The 17558-nt window shown below is 73.0% G+C and carries 12 protein-coding genes; 8 read left to right on the forward strand and 4 right to left on the reverse strand.

Going from position 1 to position 17558, the window contains the following annotated elements:
- Positions 1–102: 102 nt before the first annotated feature.
- From QI554_RS39690 to QI554_RS39700, 3 genes are all read right to left on the reverse strand, one after another.
- Positions 103–1386 carry a glycosyltransferase family protein gene (locus QI554_RS39690; RefSeq protein WP_281477569.1) on the reverse strand — a complete coding sequence of 428 codons (1284 nt, stop codon included), beginning with the start codon at positions 1384–1386 and terminating at the stop codon, positions 103–105.
- Between the two features lie 30 nt (positions 1387–1416).
- Entirely contained in the window at positions 1417–2586 is a 1170-nt protein-coding gene (locus tag QI554_RS39695; protein WP_281477611.1) for a glycosyltransferase family 4 protein, read from the reverse strand.
- Positions 2587–3524: 938 nt separating this feature from the next.
- On the reverse strand, positions 3525–4664 hold the full coding sequence (locus QI554_RS39700) for a glycosyltransferase family 2 protein (RefSeq protein ID WP_281477570.1): 1140 nt from the start codon (positions 4662–4664) through the stop codon (positions 3525–3527).
- A gap of 291 nt (positions 4665–4955) precedes the next feature.
- On the opposite strand from QI554_RS39700, the gene QI554_RS39705 reads away from it, so the two are divergent.
- The 5 genes from QI554_RS39705 (at position 4956) to QI554_RS39725 (ending at position 13816) form a co-directional block, all read left to right on the forward strand.
- On the forward strand, positions 4956–6497 hold the full coding sequence (locus QI554_RS39705) for an LCP family protein (RefSeq protein WP_281477572.1): 1542 nt from the start codon (positions 4956–4958) through the stop codon (positions 6495–6497).
- A 117-nt stretch (positions 6498–6614) separates the two neighbouring features.
- Positions 6615–8072: an LCP family protein gene (locus QI554_RS39710; RefSeq protein WP_281477573.1), complete on the forward strand. Its 1458-nt coding sequence runs from the start codon at positions 6615–6617 to the stop codon at positions 8070–8072.
- Between the two features lie 97 nt (positions 8073–8169).
- Complete coding sequence (locus tag QI554_RS39715; RefSeq protein ID WP_281477575.1) at positions 8170–10026, forward strand: HSP90 family protein; 1857 nt, start codon at positions 8170–8172, stop codon at positions 10024–10026.
- Between the two features lie 14 nt (positions 10027–10040).
- Positions 10041–13199, forward strand: a complete 3159-nt coding sequence (locus tag QI554_RS39720; RefSeq protein ID WP_281477576.1) for a hypothetical protein — start codon at positions 10041–10043, stop codon at positions 13197–13199.
- 164 nt (positions 13200–13363) lie between these two features.
- The gene (locus tag QI554_RS39725) at positions 13364–13816 is read left to right on the forward strand and encodes a hypothetical protein (RefSeq protein WP_281477578.1); all 453 of its coding nucleotides are present in this window, start codon (positions 13364–13366) and stop codon (positions 13814–13816) included.
- Between the two features lie 68 nt (positions 13817–13884).
- On the opposite strand, the gene QI554_RS39730 is transcribed toward QI554_RS39725, so the two are convergent.
- Positions 13885–15045 carry an acyl-CoA dehydrogenase gene (locus tag QI554_RS39730; protein WP_281477580.1) on the reverse strand — a complete coding sequence of 387 codons (1161 nt, stop codon included), beginning with the start codon at positions 15043–15045 and terminating at the stop codon, positions 13885–13887.
- A 193-nt stretch (positions 15046–15238) separates the two neighbouring features.
- On the opposite strand from QI554_RS39730, the gene QI554_RS39735 reads away from it, so the two are divergent.
- The 3 genes from QI554_RS39735 to QI554_RS39745 are packed head-to-tail and all read left to right on the forward strand — an operon-like array spanning position 15239 to position 17511.
- Positions 15239–16564, forward strand: a complete 1326-nt coding sequence (locus QI554_RS39735) for a UDP-glucose dehydrogenase family protein (RefSeq protein ID WP_281477582.1) — start codon at positions 15239–15241, stop codon at positions 16562–16564.
- Between the two features lie 51 nt (positions 16565–16615).
- Complete coding sequence (locus QI554_RS39740; RefSeq protein ID WP_281477584.1) at positions 16616–17047, forward strand: CoA-binding protein; 432 nt, start codon at positions 16616–16618, stop codon at positions 17045–17047.
- 44 nt (positions 17048–17091) lie between these two features.
- On the forward strand, positions 17092–17511 hold the full coding sequence (locus tag QI554_RS39745; RefSeq protein ID WP_281477586.1) for a CoA-binding protein: 420 nt from the start codon (positions 17092–17094) through the stop codon (positions 17509–17511).
- Positions 17512–17558 lie beyond the last annotated feature (47 nt).

A 17558-nucleotide genomic window follows, 5' to 3' on the forward strand; every position in this document is an offset into this window, starting at 1 on the left:
GTGCCACGGCGGACGGTACGCGCCGGGGGCTTCGCGACCGGGTGTCAGGGAATCACCAAACCATCACGAAACGGATCGAAAGCCACCCGCAAGTCGCGGGCATCACGCCGTGTTCTTCGGGGCCTTCCCGGCCTGTGTCCGCACGGCCGCCCGCAGCCGCCGGCGCAGCGCGTCGAGCCGCCGGACCAACAGGTGCAGGCGCGGCCGGTCTTCGACCCGCGCGCGGGCCGAGCGCGGCGGAACCGTCGCGGCGCGCGCCCCGTGCCGGCCGAGGGCCTGGCGCAGCCGCGAGATCTCCGCCTCCAGCGCGGTCACCCGGCCTCGTCCGTCCACCAGCGGCCAGTCGGGGCGGTCCGCGACGACGGGGACCGGCGGTTCGCGGTACGCGGCCAGCAACTGCCGGGCCACCGCGCCCACGTCGTGCCGCTTGGCGACCCACGCCACGGACTCCTCTCGCAGCCGAGCCCGTTCGTCGGGGTCGGCGGCCAGCGCCCGCACCACGTCGGCCAGGTCCGCGCCCACCGCCTCCACCACCGGGCAGCCGGGCGTACGCGCACGGTTGCGCTCGTGAACGTGCGCGACCGCGATCGCGCCGCACGCCATCGCCTCCACCGCCACCATGCCGTGGTCGCCGATCGTCAGGCTGTCCACGACGATGTCCGCGCGCGCGAACTCCGCCGCGACCTCGGCGCGCGACAGGCCCGACAGCGGGCGGTACGCGACGACGCCCTCCGCGTCGAGCGGGCGCAACGCGGCGTCCACGAGGTGCGAGCCTTTCGTCGCACGCTTCGACGGCAGGTGCACCACGACCGGCACCGCCGGCTCCGTGCCGCGCGCCGTCGCCCACTGGGCGGGGTCGATCGCCAGCGGCACGAGCTCGGCGTCCGGCACGTAGTCGAGCAGGCCCGGCGTCGACACGAACATGCGGTCGCAGTACCGGCGGGCGATCTCCACCATCGCGTGGATGCGCGCCTCGTCGACCACCGCGTCCTTCAGGTACGAGTCCGGCTCGCGTTCCATGTGCACACTGCGCAGCCTCACGTCCGAGCCGTGCCAGTGCATGAACACCTTCTTGCCCAGCGACCGCAGCAGCGGGACGTCCCACAGCGCAGGAAGCAGCGGCTCGTGCGCGTTGAGCAGCGAACGCCCGTACTGCAGGTGCACGACGTCGAAGCCGCGCACCGCCCGGTCGAGTACCTCCCAGCGGTACGCCGGATCGGCCAGCAGGCGGTCGGCGTCCCACACCCGGTCGGCCACCAGGCCGAAAGCGGGCTCGCCGAAGCTCCACACCTCGGCGTGGACGCCCAGCGCGCGCAGGCCGCGCGCCCACGTACTGGGTTGTCCGGCGATGTCGCGGGGGGCGTACAGCACGCGGAGTCGCGTCATGGTGGCGGTCTTTCCGTTCCGGCTGCTGGATCAGGGCGCCGACGGGTCGGCGGGCTTTTCGGCCAGCGTGGCGTACACGCCGAGCAGGACCTCGGCGTCGTGCTCCCATGACAACAACGGCTCGGCGGCCCGGACGTTGTCGGTCAGTTCGGGGTAACGCGCGATCGCCTCACGCACCGCCGCCGCCAACGACTCCGGGTCACCCGGCCGGTACAACGTGCCGAGGCCGTGCTCGCGCACCACACGCGCGAGTTCACGCACGTCGGTGGCGACGACCGGGACACCGGCACGGACCGCGTGGAAGAGCTTGTTCGGCATCGCGAGGCGGTGGTTCTCCCACCGGTCCGAGTGGGTGACCAGCGCGAGCCCGGCCCGCCGCAGCAACGCGTCGACCTCGTCGACGGGCAGCGCCTCGCGCAACCGCGCCGGGCCGCGGTCGAGCGCGGCGACATAGGTGTCGTCCGACGGGCCCACCAAGGAGATCTCCAGGCCCGGCAGTTGCCGCGCCGCGGCGACGATGGCCTCGATCTCGCGGTACGGCGCGACCCGACCGGCGTACACCGCGCCCACCGGAGACGTGGGCAAGGGAACATCTTCAGCGGCAGTCCCGCGCGGAAACGAGTTGTGCACCACCGTGACGTGCGGCCAGCCGTACCGTCGACGCAACGCCTCGGCGATCCCTTGCCCCACGGTCAGCACCGCGGCGGCCCGACGCCCGAGTTCGGCCTCGGCCCTCGCCTCACGCACCGAGCGCACAGGGGTGGGCCGACCGACGCGCGGCCTGCCCGACCAGAGTTCATGCGTGTCGTAGACCAGCGGGACACCGCGTTCCCGGGCCAGTTCGGCGCCGAGCTCCAACGTGTTGAAGTCATGCGCGTGCACCACGTCGAACGCCCGGTCCCCCGCGTCCCCCCGCGCCGCCCGCGCCCACGCCGCGAACGCCGAAGCCCGATGCTGCGGCAACAACGCCCACCGCGCCGCCCTCAGGTGCACCGGCAACACCCGCCCACCGCCGACCGGCGCCCCAGCCTTCTGGAACACCGACGCCCCGCCCACCGACGAAACCGTCACCCCCACCGGCGCCACCCAATCGAGCGGCACCCCACGCCCGATCACATGAACCTCATACCCGGCCCCCGCCAACGTCGCCGCCTCCCGCACAACGCGGGTATCGGTCGCGACCGACGTGATCACGAGCATGAGGACCTTCACGACGACCTGCTCCAGACCGCTGGCCAGGCGGCACTCCCACAAGCGCCCACACCCACCCCGCTCCCCCACCAAACGACCCGCCCCACGCCAAGGTCACCGTCCGATCCCGTGAGGGCACCCCCGAGCGGCCCACATCGACACCCCGACCACGGCGCCGCCCAGGCACAAAGCACACGTCGCGCCCCAGCGCAGGCTCAGAGCACGCCGAACACGCGACGCAGGACCGCCTCATGGCCACGCAACGACCCGACCCGCACGCCACGGCACGGCACGGCACCCAGCGCAGCACGGGCTCAGAACACCCGCGCGTTGATGTGGCCACGCTCGCCGGGCCTCCGCGCAGCAGCGCCACCCGGCCGACGTGTGCGTCGGCAAGGCGCGGCGCGGCGGCAGCACCTCCCCGTGTAAGGCCGCCTCCGTCACGCTCGTCCGACCTGGCGTCGGGCACGGCTCGTTCAGCCGCCGCGCCGCGTAACCAGGCACGGCAGAGCGGCAACGGCTGACGCGCGGAGCCGGTCGCCAGCGCGCGTGCGCTACTCACAACCTCGGCGCGTGGACCGTCACGGCTACCCGACCGTCGTCCGACCTGGCTCCGGGCGCGGCCCGGGTGAGCCGCCGTGCGGCTCCACGATTCACACGTCGGCCGCCGCGCGGCAGCGCGGACTCAGAGCACGCCGAACACCAGCGCAACGACCTGGACCGCGGCCCGGTCCGTGCAAGCGGCTTGCGCCTGGCCGCAGCAGCGCCAACCGGCCAACGCGTGCGTCGGCAAGGCGCGGCGGCAGCGCCTCCCCCCGCGAGGGCTGAGCGACCGTCCGTCCCTCGGTTCCGTCGGTCCGTCGGGTCGGTCAGCCGGCTGCCGTCGGGGCGTCGCGGGTGTGACGCTGGGCGCGTTGGTCACTCGTCGGGCGTTCGGTGCCGGCGGGTTACCTCGCGTCGGGGGCGGATTCTGCGTCGGGTTGGGGTGGGACGTCGGCGACGGGGCGGATGGAGACCTGGTCGGCCAGGCTGCGGGGGCTGGTCAGGAAGCCCCAGCCCCAGGAGCCGTGCATCGTGGCCAGGGCGATCGGGAGGCGGGCGAGGGCTGACGGGCGCATGCCTCGGCCTTCCCAGGCGGCGCCGCCGAGGATGGCGGCGGCGTAGCCGGCGGGGAGGACGAAGGCGGCGGTCAGGGCGCCTCGGCCGGCGACGGCTCCGACGGTTCCGACGACCGTGCCGCCGGCGACCGCGAGGAGGGCGGCGGGGGCGGCGAGGTAGCGGGGGTTGACGGAGCCTCGGTGGTGGCGGGTGACGACGCGGCGCCAGCGGCCGTAGTCGCGGTACTGCTTCGCCAGCGCCTTGACGCTCGGGCGCGGCCGGTAGGAGACGCGCAGGTCGGGCGAGAACCAGATCAGGTGCCCGGACTGGCGGATGCGGTAGTTGAGCTCCCAGTCCTGGGCGCGGACGAACTCCTCGTTGTAGCCGCCGAGCCGGTCGAGCACCTCGCGGCGGAAGACGCCGAGGTAGACCGTGTCGGCCGGCCCCGCGCCGCCGCCGGTGTGGAAGCTCGCGTTGCCGACGCCGAGCTTGGAGGTCATCGCGCGGGCGACGGCGTCCTCGAAGTCGGTGGTGCCCTCGGCGGCCATGATCCCGCCGACGTTGGCCGCGCCGGTCTCGTTGAGCAGGTCGACGGCGACCCGCACGTAGTCCGGCGGCAGGATGCCGTGCCCGTCGACCCGTACGACGACGGGGTGCCGCGCCACGCCGATCGCGGCGTTGAGCGCGCTCGGCGTGCGGCCGCTGGGGTTGGGAACGGTCCGCACCCGCGGGTCCTCGGCGGCGAGCCGGGCCGCGATCTCGTCGGTGTCGTCGGTCGACGGGCCGAGCGCGATCACGAGTTCGAGCTCGCCCGGGTAGTCCTGGGACAGCGCCCTGCGGACGGCCTCGGCGAGATGGCGGGACTCGTTGAGCACCGGCATGACGATGGAGACCGGCGGGTTCGGCGGGAGCGGCGGCAGGTCGCCGAGCCGCCCGGCGGGTGCGGGCGTCGGCGCGGTGGCGGCGGGCTCAGGGGACGTGGGGTTCATCGAGACCCGAGCGTACTGCGGATGGGCCCGGCGACCGACCGGCCGGCGGCGGAACCGGGCCCGGCACGGGGCCGGCCCGGTTACGGGCGGGCCGGATGCGGGGCCGGCCCGGGGCGAGCCCGGTTACCGCCGGGCGCAGGTGACCGCCGGGCGCGTCTGCCGTCCCGTGCGCGGAGGTCACCCTAAGGTGGGATGTCCGCAACCGGTCACGCGGCCCAATACGTCCTTCTTTCGAGGGCCTTTGGGGCCCTCGGGGCCATCGCACCGGCCGCAGGAGGGGAAGAGCAGGGCATGGCGACGCGCAATTCGGCGGCCAAACGGACCCCGCCTCCCCCTCCCCCGGCGCGGCGCTGGCCGATGACGCTGGCCGGCCTCCTCGCCGTGCTGGTGCTCGTCACCAGCGGCGTCGGCTGGGCGTGGGTGAAGTACCTGGACGGCAAGATCGACCGCATCAACCCGTTCGCGGGGCTGGGCGACCGGCCGGACACCGGCGCCTCGGACGACGCCACGTTCCTGATCGTCGGCACGGACAGCCGCGAGGGCGTGCCGAAGTCGACGTTGAACCAGTTGCACGCGGGCGGCGACTCCTGTGACTGCACCGACACGATGATGCTCGTCCACCTGAACGCCAAGCGGGACAAGGCGACGGTGGTGAGTGTGCCGCGCGACAGCTACGTCACGTTCCCGGCGCACAAGGACAAGAACACCGGCAGGGACGTCGGCGAGTCCAAGGGCAAGATCAACGCGGCCTACACGCTCGGCGGCGCGCCGCTGACGGTGGCGACGGTGGAGCGGGCGACGAACGTCCGGATCGACCACTACATAGAGGTCAACTTCCTCTCCTTCGTGGGCGTCGTCGACGAGATCGGCGGGGTGGACATGTGCACGCCCATCGCGCTCAAGGACCCGAAGTCCGGCCTGGACCTGCCGGCGGGCACGACGCACCTGGACGGCGTGGAGGCGCTGAAGTACGTCCGCGCCCGCTACATCTCCAGCGACCCGACGGGCGACATCGGCCGCACGCAGCGCCAGCAGAAGTTCATGACGCAGGTGCTGGCCCGCGCCACGAGCACCGGCACGCTCACCAACCCGCTCAAGCTGAAGGGCGTGCTGGACGCGGTGCTCGGCTCGATCAAGGTCGACGAGGGCCTGAGCGCGCAGGCCCTGCTGGACCTCGGCACGAAGCTGAAGGGCCTGTCGAACTCGGGTGTCACCTACGCCCAGATCCCGCTGAAGACGATGGACTACCAGGTGAAGGACTGGGGTTCGACGGTGCTGTGGGACGACGCCGCGGCGCGCGTGCTCTTCGACGCGATCCGCGACGACCGCGACGTGGCGAACCCCGGCAAGTCCACGACCCCGCCGGCCAAGGGCGGCTCGCCGTCGGGCGGCACCGCGGGCGCTGCGACGACGGTCGAGGTCGCGCCGTCGGACGTGTGGCTGCAGGTCTACAACGGCACGACCACGCCGGGCATGGGCGGCAAGGCGTACGACGCGCTCGCCGGGCTGGGCTTCAAGATGAGCGCGCCCGCGAAGGGCGGTCAGGCGATCGGTGTGACCGACGCGACGCAGACGGTCGTCCGGTACGACCCGCGCTGGGACCGCTCGGTGCAGACCGTCGCGGCGGCGCTGCCCGGTTCGCGCCTCGAGCCGGTGGACGGCCTCGGCCGCACCATCGAGGTGGTCGTCGGCTCGTCGTACACCGGGGTGACGCAGGTCGCGGTGGCCCCCGCGGCACCGAACGCCGGCAAGTCGCCCGGCGCGGGCGGTCCGTCGGCGGCGCCCAGCCCGTCGTACACCACCACAACCGGCGACAAGGTGGTCTGCAAGTAGTCGAAAGGCGCACGCGCCGTCACCATGGGTGACGGCGCGTACCAACCGGGACACAGATGCGTCCGAGTCCCGTACAGCGTTTGCCCGACGGCGCGCGCCGATGGCAGGTTCTAAGCCATGAACTCATGGCCGCCCGGTTGGGCCGAGGACGACGCGCGCCGAGGCGGGCCGCCCCGCGACGACGCGGGCGACCCGCCCGCCGGCGAGCCGACTTCCGTGCTGCCGCGGGACCGCTTCGGCCGCCCGATACCGCCGCCCGGAACCACGCCGGACCGCCCGGCCGGGACACTCCCGGCCCCCGGCGCGCCGCCGGCCGCGCCCGGCGCCGGCGGTGTGCCGCCGCGTCCGCACAGCGCCCCGTCGCCGGCGTCGCCGGACGCCCAGCCGACGCAGGTCATGCCGGGCCGTTCGGGCGTGCCGGGGCAGCAGGCGTCCGGCTATCCGACGCAGCCCCCGCCCGCGGAGGCCGCGCGCCAGGCCGCGGGGCCGGCCGTCGTCCCGCCGCGGACCGAGCCGAGGCCGCAGGGCCCGGACGGGCCTTCGGGCCCGGGCGGCCCGGGTGAGGGCGAGGGCCCGCGCCCGCCGGGACGCAAGCCGAACTGGAAGAAGCGCATCCTCATCGGCACCGCGGTGTTCCTGGCGCTGGTGCTCGCGTTCGTGACGTTCACGTACTTCTGGCTGGACTCGAAGATCCAGCACGAGGACGTGCTCAAGGACTACCAGGGCCGCCCCGCCTCGACCGCGGGCACGACGTGGCTGATCGTCGGCTCCGACAGCCGCGAGGGCCTGTCGAAGGACGACAAGCAGAAGCTGCACACCGGCAGCGCCGAGGGCAAGCGCACCGACTCGATCATGCTGCTGCACAAGGGCGACGGCGGTACGTCGCTCATCAGCATCCCGCGCGACTCGTACGTGGAGATCCCCGCGTACACGACGCGCGACGGCAAGCAGATGAAGGCGCACAAGGACAAGATCAACGCGGCGTTCGAGCTGGGCGGCGCGCCGCTGCTGGCGCGCACCGTCGAGCAGGTCACCGGCATGCGGCTGGACCACTACGCCGAGCTGGGCTTCGCCGGGTTCGTCGACATCGTGGACGCGCTCGACGGCGTGAACATCTGCCTGGACTCCGACGTCAAGGACCCCAAGTCGGGCGCCGACCTGAAGGCGGGCTGCCAGACGCTGAACGGCCCGGAGGCGCTCGCGTTCGTGCGGTCGCGCTACTACAACCCGGCCGAGTCCGACTTCGCCCGCATGGGCAACCAGCAGAAGTTCCTCGCGGCGGTGGCCAAGGAGGCCAAGTCGACGTCGGTGATCCTCAACCCGTTCAAGTCGTTCCCGTTGGCCGACGCGGGGCTCGGCGCGCTCATCGTCGACGACGACGCGGGCCTGTTCGACATCTACGACCTGTTCAAGTCGATGGGCGGGGTCTCGGACAGCGAGGGCGGCACCATCACCGCGCCGGTCAAGAGCCGTTCCTGCTACCCGTCGGCGAGCAACTGCGGACTCCAGCTGGACGACGCCAAGATGAAGGCCCTCTTCGACGCACTGCGGGCGGGCAAGCCGGCTCCCCGGTAACCGCACCGCCGCGTCCCGGTGTGACGCAACGCACTTCGCTTCGGCGGGGCCGCTATTGGGTGGCCCCGCCGTCGCCGTGTCGGACATCATCACGAGCATGCCCGACGCCGTGGAGAACGCCCCGCGCACCGCCGCCGACCACACCTTCCAGGTCGACCTGCGCGGCCTCGTCGACCTGCTGTCCCACCACCTGTACTCGAGCCCTCGGGTGTACCTGCGCGAACTGCTGCAGAACGGCGTCGACGCCATCACCGCGCGGCAGGCCGCCGACCCCGGGGCTCCCGCGGCGATCCGGCTGACCGCGGCCGACGGCGGGCTGCGCGTCGAGGACACCGGCGTCGGGCTGACCGAGGCGGACGTGCACCGCTTCCTCGCGACCATCGGCCGCAGCTCCAAGCGCGACGCCCTGGAGACCGCGCGCCGTGAGTACCTCGGCCAGTTCGGCATCGGGCTGCTGGCCTGCTTCGTGGTCGCCGACGAGATCACCGTGGTGACGCGCTCCGCGACCGCGCCGGACGCCCCGCCCGTCGAGTGGCGCGCGGGCGCCGACGGCCGCTACACCGTGCGCGTGCTGCCCGACGACGCGCGGCCCGAGCCCGGCACCACGGTGCTGCTCGCGCCGCGGCGCGGCTCCGAGGACTGGTTCGCGCCCGACCGCGTCGTCGAACTCGCCCGCGACTTCGGGGCGCTGCTGCCGTACGACATCACGGTCACGGACGCCGCCACCGGCCGCACCCTGCCCGTCACCGACACACCCGCCGTGTGGGACCGGCCGTTCGCCACCCCGGACGCCCGCCGCGCCGCGCTGTCCCGCTACTGCGACGAGACGCTCGGCTTCGTCCCGCTGGACGTCATCGACCTGGACGTGCCGCTCGCCGGCGTGCGCGGGGCCGCGTTCGTGCTGCCGAGCGCGGTCAGCCCGGCCATGCGCGGCCGGCACCGCGTCCACCTCAAGGGCATGCTGCTCACCGAGACCGCCGACGCGCTGCTCCCGGACTGGGCGTTCTTCGTGCGCTGCGCCGTCGACACCGAGGCGCTGCGGCCGACCGCGTCCCGCGAGAACCTGTACGACGACGAGGCGCTGGCCGCCGTCCGCGACGCGCTCGGCGTGCGCCTCCGCGACTGGCTCACGGGGCTGGCGGCGAGCGAACCGGAGCGGCTGCGGGACTTCCTGCGGGTGCACCACCTCGGCGTCAAGGCGATGGCCCGGCACGACGACGAACTCCTGGCGCTGATGCTGCCGTGGCTGCCGTTCGACACCACCGACGGCCAGGTCGGCCTGGAGGAGTTCGCGCGCCGTCACGCGGTCATCCATCTGACGGACACCGTCGAGGAGTTCCGGCAGATCGCGCCGATCGCGGCGGCCGCCGGGCTCGGCGTCGTCAACGGCGGCTACACGTACGACGCCGACCTCGTGCGCAGGCTGCCGGTACTGCGGCCCGGCACGGTCGTCGACCGGCTGGACCCGGACACCGTCACGGCGCACCTCGACTCCGTCGACCCGTCGGTCGAACTCGCCGCCGGGCCCTTCCTCGCGCTGGCCCGCGGCGTCCTCGAACCGCTCTCGTGCGACGCGTCGTTGCGCGCGTTCCACCCGGTGACCGTCCCGGCGCTGCTGCTCGACGGACGCGACGAGCGCAACGAACGCACGCGCGCCCAGGCCGAGTCCGACGCGACCGCGGCCGGCGACGACCTGTGGGCGGGCATCCTCGGCTCGCTGCGCGGCGGCGCGCCGCGCGCCCGGCTCGTGCTCAACCACCTCAACCCGCTCGTCCGCCGGATGACCTCGGTGTCCGACCCGGGCCTCGCCCGCACCGGCGTCGAAGGGCTTTACGGGCAGGCGCTGTTGATGAGCCGCCGCCCGATGACGGCCGCCGAGGGCGCGCTGCTCAACCGCTCGTTCCTCGGGCTGCTGGAACGCGCCCTGCACGAGCCGGCGACCGAAGACAAGTGACGGGGGCACCAGGCATGTACGACGACATCCGGGACGAGAACCGTTTCTGGAACGCGCTCTGGGAGACCGACGACGAGCCGTACGGAACGGCCCGCAGCGCCCGTTCCGAAGCCCTCGTCGGCACCGCCGAACGCCTCGGGCGCGACGACCTGACCGCGTGGGCGCTCGTCCACCTCATCAAGTCGTACAACTACGGCGGCGAGTCCCCCAAGGGCCCGGTCGCGATGTCCCGTCTGCTGCGGCTGTACGACGAACGGCCCGGAGCTTTCGACGAGCGGCTCACGCACAGCCTGTTCTGGCACCTGAAGTGGATCACCTCGTCGCTGATGGCCGTGCCGGAGGTGCCGCTCGCGACGATCCGCGGCTACCAGGCGGAGATGGAACGCCGCTACCGGGCCGCGGGCCACAGCCTGCGGCCCGTCCACCAGAGCGCCTTCTACCTGGCCCGGCACGTCGGCGACGACGACGAGGCCCGGCGCCGGTTCGCGGCGTGGCTGGCCGCCGACCGGGACACGCTCAGCGACTGCGACGCGTGCGAGCGCCGCGAACAGGGCCGCTGGCTCGTCCGGCAGAGCGACGACGCGGGCGCGCTGGAGCTGTTCGCGCCGACCCTCGCGGGGTCGCGCACCTGTGCCGAGGAGCCGCAGCTCACGCTCTCCACGTCGATGATCCCGCTTCTACGACTGGGCCGGACCGACGAGGCACGCTCGCACCACCTGCGGGGATACCGGCTGGTGCGGGGCAAGGTGAGCACCTACGACACCGTCGCCGAGCACATCGAGTTCTGCGCGCTGACCGGCAACGAGGGCCGCGGCGTCGAGATCCTCGCCGAGCACCGCGCGTGGCTCGCCGCGCCGCACAGCGACCTGCTGGACCACCTCGGCTACCTGGAGGGCGCGACGGTCCTGCTGCGGCGCCTGGCGGCGCTCGGGCGGGGCGACGTGCCGGTGGCCGACGTACCGGGCACGGACGGGACGGCGGGCGCGCTCCTCGCGCGCTGCGAGGCCGAGATCGCCGGCATCACCGCCCGGTTCGACGCCCGCAACGGCACCGACGCGGTCACCACACGCACCCGCGAACGCCTCGAACGGGCGCCGCTGATCGGCTCGTTGCGGTTGGGGCTGCGGTCGGTGATCCCCGCGCCGACGGGTCCGGTGCCGGAGGCGGCGCCCGCGGTCGGCCCGGCCTCCGACGAGGAGTCCTCGTCGGCGGAGCCCACCATTCCGGCCGACCTCAAGGCCCGCGCCGAGTCCTTGGACGAGCGTGGCCACCCTGACGCCTCGCGGGCGTGGCAGCGGTACTTCGCCGCACTCGACGAAGGGCGAGTCCCGTCCACCGAGGAGGACCTCGGGCATCGCGCGACCCGGCGGGCGCACGACCTGGCGACGGAGGGCGACCGCGCCGGCGCGGCCCGGGCGTACGACGAGGCGGCGGCCCGGTTCCGCGCCGCGCGTCTGCCCGGCAGGGCCTTGGCCGCGGAGGCGCGCGCGCAGTACGCCCGGCTCGTGGCCGCGCTCGTCCAACGTCACCGGGCGGCCTCGGAGGACGCGGAGCAGACCGTCGAGGAGGCGGAACTGGTCGAGTCGGAGCTGGCCGATGCGCTTCCGCTCGGCGAATCCGTCGACAGCGACGAGGTGTTCGTCGACGAGCTGGTCGACGTCGAGCCGGTGGGCGGTGTCGACGCCACGGGATCGACCGCTCATGTCGCGGCCGACGCGGCCGCCACCGCACCCTCCACCACGGCCGCGCCGGTCGACCGCGTCGCGATGCACGCCGACTTCGCCCTCCTTCGGAGGGAAGGCGCGTCGCTGCTCGCCGCGCGGCAGGCCACGGCTCGCGAGTACCTCGTGATCCTCACCTGCGCCGCCGCGGCGGCCGTCAACACGGTCCCGGTGGACAACGGTCCGGACCGCGCCGACGCGCTCGACCGCCTCGACGCCTTGTGCACCGAACTCCGGGAGGCCGCACGCGAACACGACCTGCCGAACCGGGAGATCGAGGCCGAGGAGATGGCCGCGCAGGCCGACCTCGCGCGCGGTCGGCACGACGACGCCGTCGAGCACCTTCGCGCCGCCGTCGCCGTCGCGCGTGCGGCCGACCGTCCGTGGCCGGCCCTCGGCCCGTTGGCCACCCTCGGCTCCGTCCTCCAGTCGCACGGGCGGGTCGCCGAGGCCGAACCCGCCTTCGCCGAGGCGGTCGAGGTCGCCCGTGCGTACCCGGACCCGCGGTTCCCGCTCGGCCAACTGCTGGTCGACGCGGCGAACTGCGCGTCCGCGCTGGACCGGATCGACGACGCGATGACCCGCGCGAGCGCGGCCGCCGACTGGTTCGACACCGCCGACGACCCGGCGATGGCCGCGAACTGCCGCCTGACGGTGGCCAACTGGCTACGGCACCAGGACCGGGTCGCGGACGCCGTGGCGTACCTGGAGGAGCTGCTGCCGGACGTCGACCGCTACCTGGACCCGCCGACCGCGCTGCGCGCGCACTGGATGCTCGGCACGGGCCTGGCCCGGACCGGCGAGCCCGCGCCCGCCGCGGAACAGCTCGTGCTGGCGGCCGGACTCGCCGAGACGCACGCCCCGCCGGAGACCAGGGCGGAGATCGCGTCGGAGGCCGCGCACGCGCTGAGCCTCGCGGGGCGCCGCGACGCGGCGGAGGCGGCCTTCGGCGCGGCACTGGCCCAACTGCGCGGGCTCGGCCTGACCGGTGACGCCGTGCGCATGCTGCGCGCCTCGGCGTGGAACCTCGTCGACGGCCGCGAGTCGCGCGCGCCCGACGAGCACGCGGAGCTGGTACGGGCCGCGGTCGCACGTTTCAACGAGGCCTTCGCGCTCCTCGACGCGGCTCCCGCCGACACCCAGGACCTGGATCGTGCGCACGAGCGCGTCCAGACGGAATGGCAGCTCGCCCAGATCCTGTGGAACGCGGACGAGGACGACGAGGCCCTTCGCGTGGCCGACCGCGCGGCCGCTCGCCTCGAACTGACGCTCCCGCGGTTCGAGTCCGAGTACGCGCAGATGGTCGAACTCGCCGCCCGCGTCGAACACCACGTCCTCGACATGCCGGCCCTCGCCGCCGCCCGCCTCGACGACGCCCTCCTGATCTGCCGCACCACCCGCGCCACTAAGGCCGCCGACCACCTGACCCGGCTCCGCACCGAACTCGCCTGAGGCATTCCGTTTGTGAATGTTGAAAGCTCGACACGTGCCGACCAACCGAATCGGTGGATTTCCGCCGGACCCCGTGCCAGGCTCCACGCGCACCACACGAATGCGGCACGCCGTCCGCATGGTGGAGCGTCGGTCGCCGCCTGGATACGGAGGGATCGCCAACCATGAACAAGCGAGTCATCAGCAAGGCACTGGCCGCAGCCGGAGCAGCGGTCGGACTCATCGCCGCCGGGCAGGGCCAGGCCGGCGCGGCCGCGCAGGCATGGAGCCTTCATGGGACCAACCTGGGCTCCGCAGTGTGCTCCGAGGCGTTCAACCCGACGCCGGACAGCGCGATCATGGCCTGTCTCACATACTCGGGCTCGTACGTCGTGCCGTACTCGATCTTCGTCAACGGATCGACCGACGCGCGTCTGAACCCCGCGACGACGGTGGCGATCCCCTTCGGTTCGACCAGCAACACGTGTCCGGCGGAGGCGCCGGGCCAGGGCTGGCGCTACTGCAACGGGCCGCTCCAGAAGATCGGCGGCGGATGCTTCGACATCGTGGGCGTCGCCCAGTTCACGTGGTACACGGACCGGCAGCTGGTGTCGCCGCCGGTCCGGATCTGCGGTTGATCCCGTGACACAGCGGCCCCCGCGGACGAACCGTCCACGGGGGCCGCTGAGCCGATCCGACGACCCGCTTACTTCGGCAGGTTGCGGGCCATGACGATGCGCTGGACCTGGTTCGTGCCCTCATAAATCTGGGTGATCTTCGCGTCGCGCATCATGCGCTCGACCGGGTAGTCGCGGGTGTAGCCGTAGCCGCCCAGGAGCTGGATGGCGTCGATGGTGACCTCCATCGCGACGTCGGACGCGTAGCACTTGGCGGCGGCGCCGAAGAAGGTCAGGTCGTTGTCACCGCGTTCGGACTTGGCCGCGGCCTGGTAGGTCAGCGCGCGGGCGGCCTCCAGCTTCATCGCCATGTCGGCGAGCATGAACTGGATGCCCTGGAAGTCGGCGATGGCCTTGCCGAACTGCTTGCGCTCCTGGACGTAGCCCTTGGCGTAGTCGAGCGCGCCCTGGGCGATGCCGAGGGCCTGCGCGGCGATGGTGACGCGGGTGTGGTCGAGGGTGGCCATCGCGGTCGCGAAGCCGGTGCCCTCGTCGCCGATCATCCGGGAGGCGGGGATGCGCACGTTGTCGAGGTAGACCTCGCGGGTCGGCGAGCCCTTGATGCCGAGCTTCTTCTCCGGCGCGCCGAAGGAGACGCCCTCGTCGGACTTCTCGACGACGAACGCCGAGATGCCCTTGGAGCGCTTCTCGGGGTCGGTGACGGCCATGACGGTGTAGTAGTCGGACACGCCGGCGTTGGTGATCCAGCGCTTGACGCCGTTGAGGACGTAGTCGTCGCCGTCGCGGACCGCGCGGGTCTTCATCGAGGCGGCGTCCGAGCCCGCCTCCGGCTCGGAGAGGCAGTAGGAGAACATCGCCTCGCCGCGCGCGACGGGCGACAGGTACTGCTTCTTCAGGTCCTCGGACGCCGACAGCACGAGCGGCAGCGAGCCGAGCTTGTTGACGGCGGGGATCAGCGAGGAGGACGCGCAGACACGCGCGACCTCCTCGATCACTATGACGGTGGCCAGCGCGTCCGCGCCGGCGCCGCCGTACTGCTCGGGGATGTGCACGGCGTGCAGGTCGGCCGCGGTGAGCGCGTCGAGCGCCTCCTGCGGGAACCGGCCCTGCTCGTCCACCTCGGCCGCGAAGGGCGCGATCTTCGCCTCGGCGAGCGCGCGGACGGTGTCGCGGAGCATCTCGTGCTCCTCGCCGATGCGGAACAGATCGAAGTCGCCTCGTCCTGCCACGTGCGGCCTGCCTCTCTTGACGTCGAGACTTTTGTTACTCACCGGTAAACATCAGGTGAGCCGATTCTATGCCGATTCGGACCAGCGGAGCGCCCGTGGACCGGACGGATCGCGACTACCATCCGTGGAGAACGCACGACCCGCGTTCGAGCACCGGCGCTCGACCGCGCAGAGACCCCTGTCTGGAGGCGGTGTGGCCCCCGCGCCCCGCATCACCGTGATCGGCACCGGCTATCTCGGCGCGACGCACGCCGCGTGCATGGCCGAGCTCGGGTACGAGGTCCTCGGTGTCGACGTCGACCCCGACAAGGCCGCGGCCCTCCAGTCCGGGCGGCTCCCGTTCTACGAGCCGGGCCTGGAGGAGCTGCTCGCGCCGCACCTGGAGTCCGGGCGGCTGCGCTTCACCACATCGGCCGAAGAGGCCGCCGAATTCGGCGACGTGCACTTCGTGTGTGTCGGCACGCCGCAGCGCAAGGGTGAATTCGCCGCCGACACCAGCTACCTCGACGCCGCGATCGACGCGCTCGCGCCGCACCTGACCCGGCCCTGCGTCGTGGTCGGCAAGTCCACCGTGCCGGTCGGCACCGCGGCCCGGCTCGCCGAGCGGCTGGAGGCGCAGGCGCCCGTCGGGGCCGACGCCGAGATGGCCTGGAACCCCGAGTTCCTGCGCGAGGGCCACGCCATCAACGACACGCTGCACCCAGACCGGCTGGTCGTGGGTGTCCGCAGCGAGCGCGCCGAGGCCGCGCTGCGCGAGGTGTACGCGCCGCTGATCAGCGCCGGAGTGCCGTTCCTGGTCACCGACTTCGCCACCAGCGAGCTGGTCAAGGTGTCGGCGAACGCCTTCCTCTCGACCAAGATCTCGTTCATCAACGCGATGGCCGAGGTGTGCGAGGCGGCCGGGGCCGACGTGACCCAGCTGTCGCAGGCGCTGTCGTACGACCCGCGGATCGGCGGCCTGTTCCTCAACGCCGGGCTCGGCTTCGGCGGCGGCTGCCTGCCCAAGGACATCCGCGCGTTCATGGCGCGGGCCGGCGAGCTGGGCGTGGACCAGGCGCTGACGTTCCTGCGCGAGGTCGACGCGATCAACATGCGGCGCCGCTTCAAGATGGTCGACGTGGCCCGTGAGGCGTGCGGCGGCGGCTTCCTCGGCCGCCGCGTCGCGGTGCTGGGCGCGGCCTTCAAGCCGGAGTCCGACGACATCCGCGACTCGCCGGCCCTCAACGTCGCCGCCCAGGTGCAGCTGCAGGGCGGCGAGGTGACGGTCTACGACCCCAAGGCGACCGACAACGCCCGCAAGATGTACCCGGGGCTGGCCTACGCGGAAACCGCCTTCGGCGCCGCCCACGGCGCGCACGTCGTCCTCCATCTGACCGAATGGCGCGAGTTCCGCGAGATCGACCCGGTCGCGCTGGGCGACGTGGTGGCCGAGAAGCACATCATCGACGGCCGGAACGCGCTGGACGCCGTGCGCTGGCGGGCGGCGGGCTGGACGTTCCGCGCACTCGGACGGCCCTGACCTCCCCCCGTCCTGTGGTGGACGGGCGGTCCTCGGGGCACGATTGGCCGCATGGCATATGTCGCTGACGGGGTCATCACCGACGACACCGCGATCCGGGACCTCCTGATCGTCCATCAGACCTGGGCCGTGGTCGGGCTGAGCCAGAACATGGCCCGGCCCGCCTGGGGTGTCGCCGGATTCCTGAAAGGCCACGACAAGCGCATCGTCCCGGTGCATCCAAAGGCCGAGACGGTGCACGGCGAGCCCGGCTACCCGACGCTCGCCGACATCCCGTTCCCGGTCGACGTCGTCGACGTCTTCGTCAACGCCCATTTGGCCGAACAGGTGACGGCGCAGGCCGCGGCCGTCGGCGCCAAGGCGATCTGGTACCAGCTCGGCGTCGTCAACGAGGACGCGATCAAGCTCGCCCTCGAGGAGGGGCTCCAGGTCGTCGTCGACCGCTGCCCCGCGATCGAATGGCCCCGGCTCATCGGCGCCTGAGGCGCCGCTCCCGCAACACACCCCAACACCGTGAGGGGCACAGCATGCCGTACGGCGACGAGGCGACCATCCGGCGCATCCTCTCCCAGCGCACGTGGGCGGTCGTCGGCCTCAGCACCAACTCCCACCGCGCGGCGTACGGGGTCGCCGCCCACCTGCAGCAGTGGGACAAGCGCATCGTCCCGGTGCACCCGAAGGCCGAGACGGTGCACGGCGAACCCGGGTACCGGACGCTGGCCGACATCCCGTTCCCGGTCGATGTCGTACAGGTGTTCGTGAACTCGACGCTCGCCGGGGACATCGCCGACCAGGCGGTGAAGGTCGGCGCGAAAGCCGTGTGGTTCCAGCTGGACGTCGTCGACGAGGACGCCTACGAGCGCACCATGGCGGCCGGTCTCGACATGGTCATGGACCGCTGCGCCGCGGTCGCCCTGCAGCGCATCGGGCTGACCAGCGTCGTCTGACGCACCGCGGGCCCGCACCAGGCGGGCCCGCGTGAGTTCCTCCGTGC

Origin of the sequence: Yinghuangia seranimata, assembly GCF_029953285.1 — a bacterium.
Taxonomy (GTDB): domain Bacteria; phylum Actinomycetota; class Actinomycetes; order Streptomycetales; family Streptomycetaceae; genus Yinghuangia; species Yinghuangia seranimata.

What these genes read in the sequence shown, in the direction of transcription:
- QI554_RS39710 (WP_281477573.1), top strand. Translation starts at nt 6,615, where the DNA reads ATGAACTCATGGCCGCCCGGTTGGGCCGAGGACGACGCGCGCCGAGGC.
- QI554_RS39725 (WP_281477578.1), top strand. Translation starts at nt 13,364, where the DNA reads ATGAACAAGCGAGTCATCAGCAAGGCACTGGCCGCAGCCGGAGCAGCG.
- QI554_RS39695 (WP_281477611.1), bottom strand. Translation starts at nt 2,586, where the DNA reads ATGCTCGTGATCACGTCGGTCGCGACCGATACCCGCGTTGTGCGGGAG.
- QI554_RS39715 (WP_281477575.1), top strand. Translation starts at nt 8,170, where the DNA reads ATGCCCGACGCCGTGGAGAACGCCCCGCGCACCGCCGCCGACCACACC.
- QI554_RS39745 (WP_281477586.1), top strand. Translation starts at nt 17,092, where the DNA reads ATGCCGTACGGCGACGAGGCGACCATCCGGCGCATCCTCTCCCAGCGC.
- QI554_RS39690 (WP_281477569.1), bottom strand. Translation starts at nt 1,386, where the DNA reads ATGACGCGACTCCGCGTGCTGTACGCCCCCCGCGACATCGCCGGACAA.
- QI554_RS39720 (WP_281477576.1), top strand. Translation starts at nt 10,041, where the DNA reads ATGTACGACGACATCCGGGACGAGAACCGTTTCTGGAACGCGCTCTGG.
- QI554_RS39705 (WP_281477572.1), top strand. Translation starts at nt 4,956, where the DNA reads ATGGCGACGCGCAATTCGGCGGCCAAACGGACCCCGCCTCCCCCTCCC.
- QI554_RS39700 (WP_281477570.1), bottom strand. Translation starts at nt 4,664, where the DNA reads ATGAACCCCACGTCCCCTGAGCCCGCCGCCACCGCGCCGACGCCCGCA.
- QI554_RS39740 (WP_281477584.1), top strand. Translation starts at nt 16,616, where the DNA reads ATGGCATATGTCGCTGACGGGGTCATCACCGACGACACCGCGATCCGG.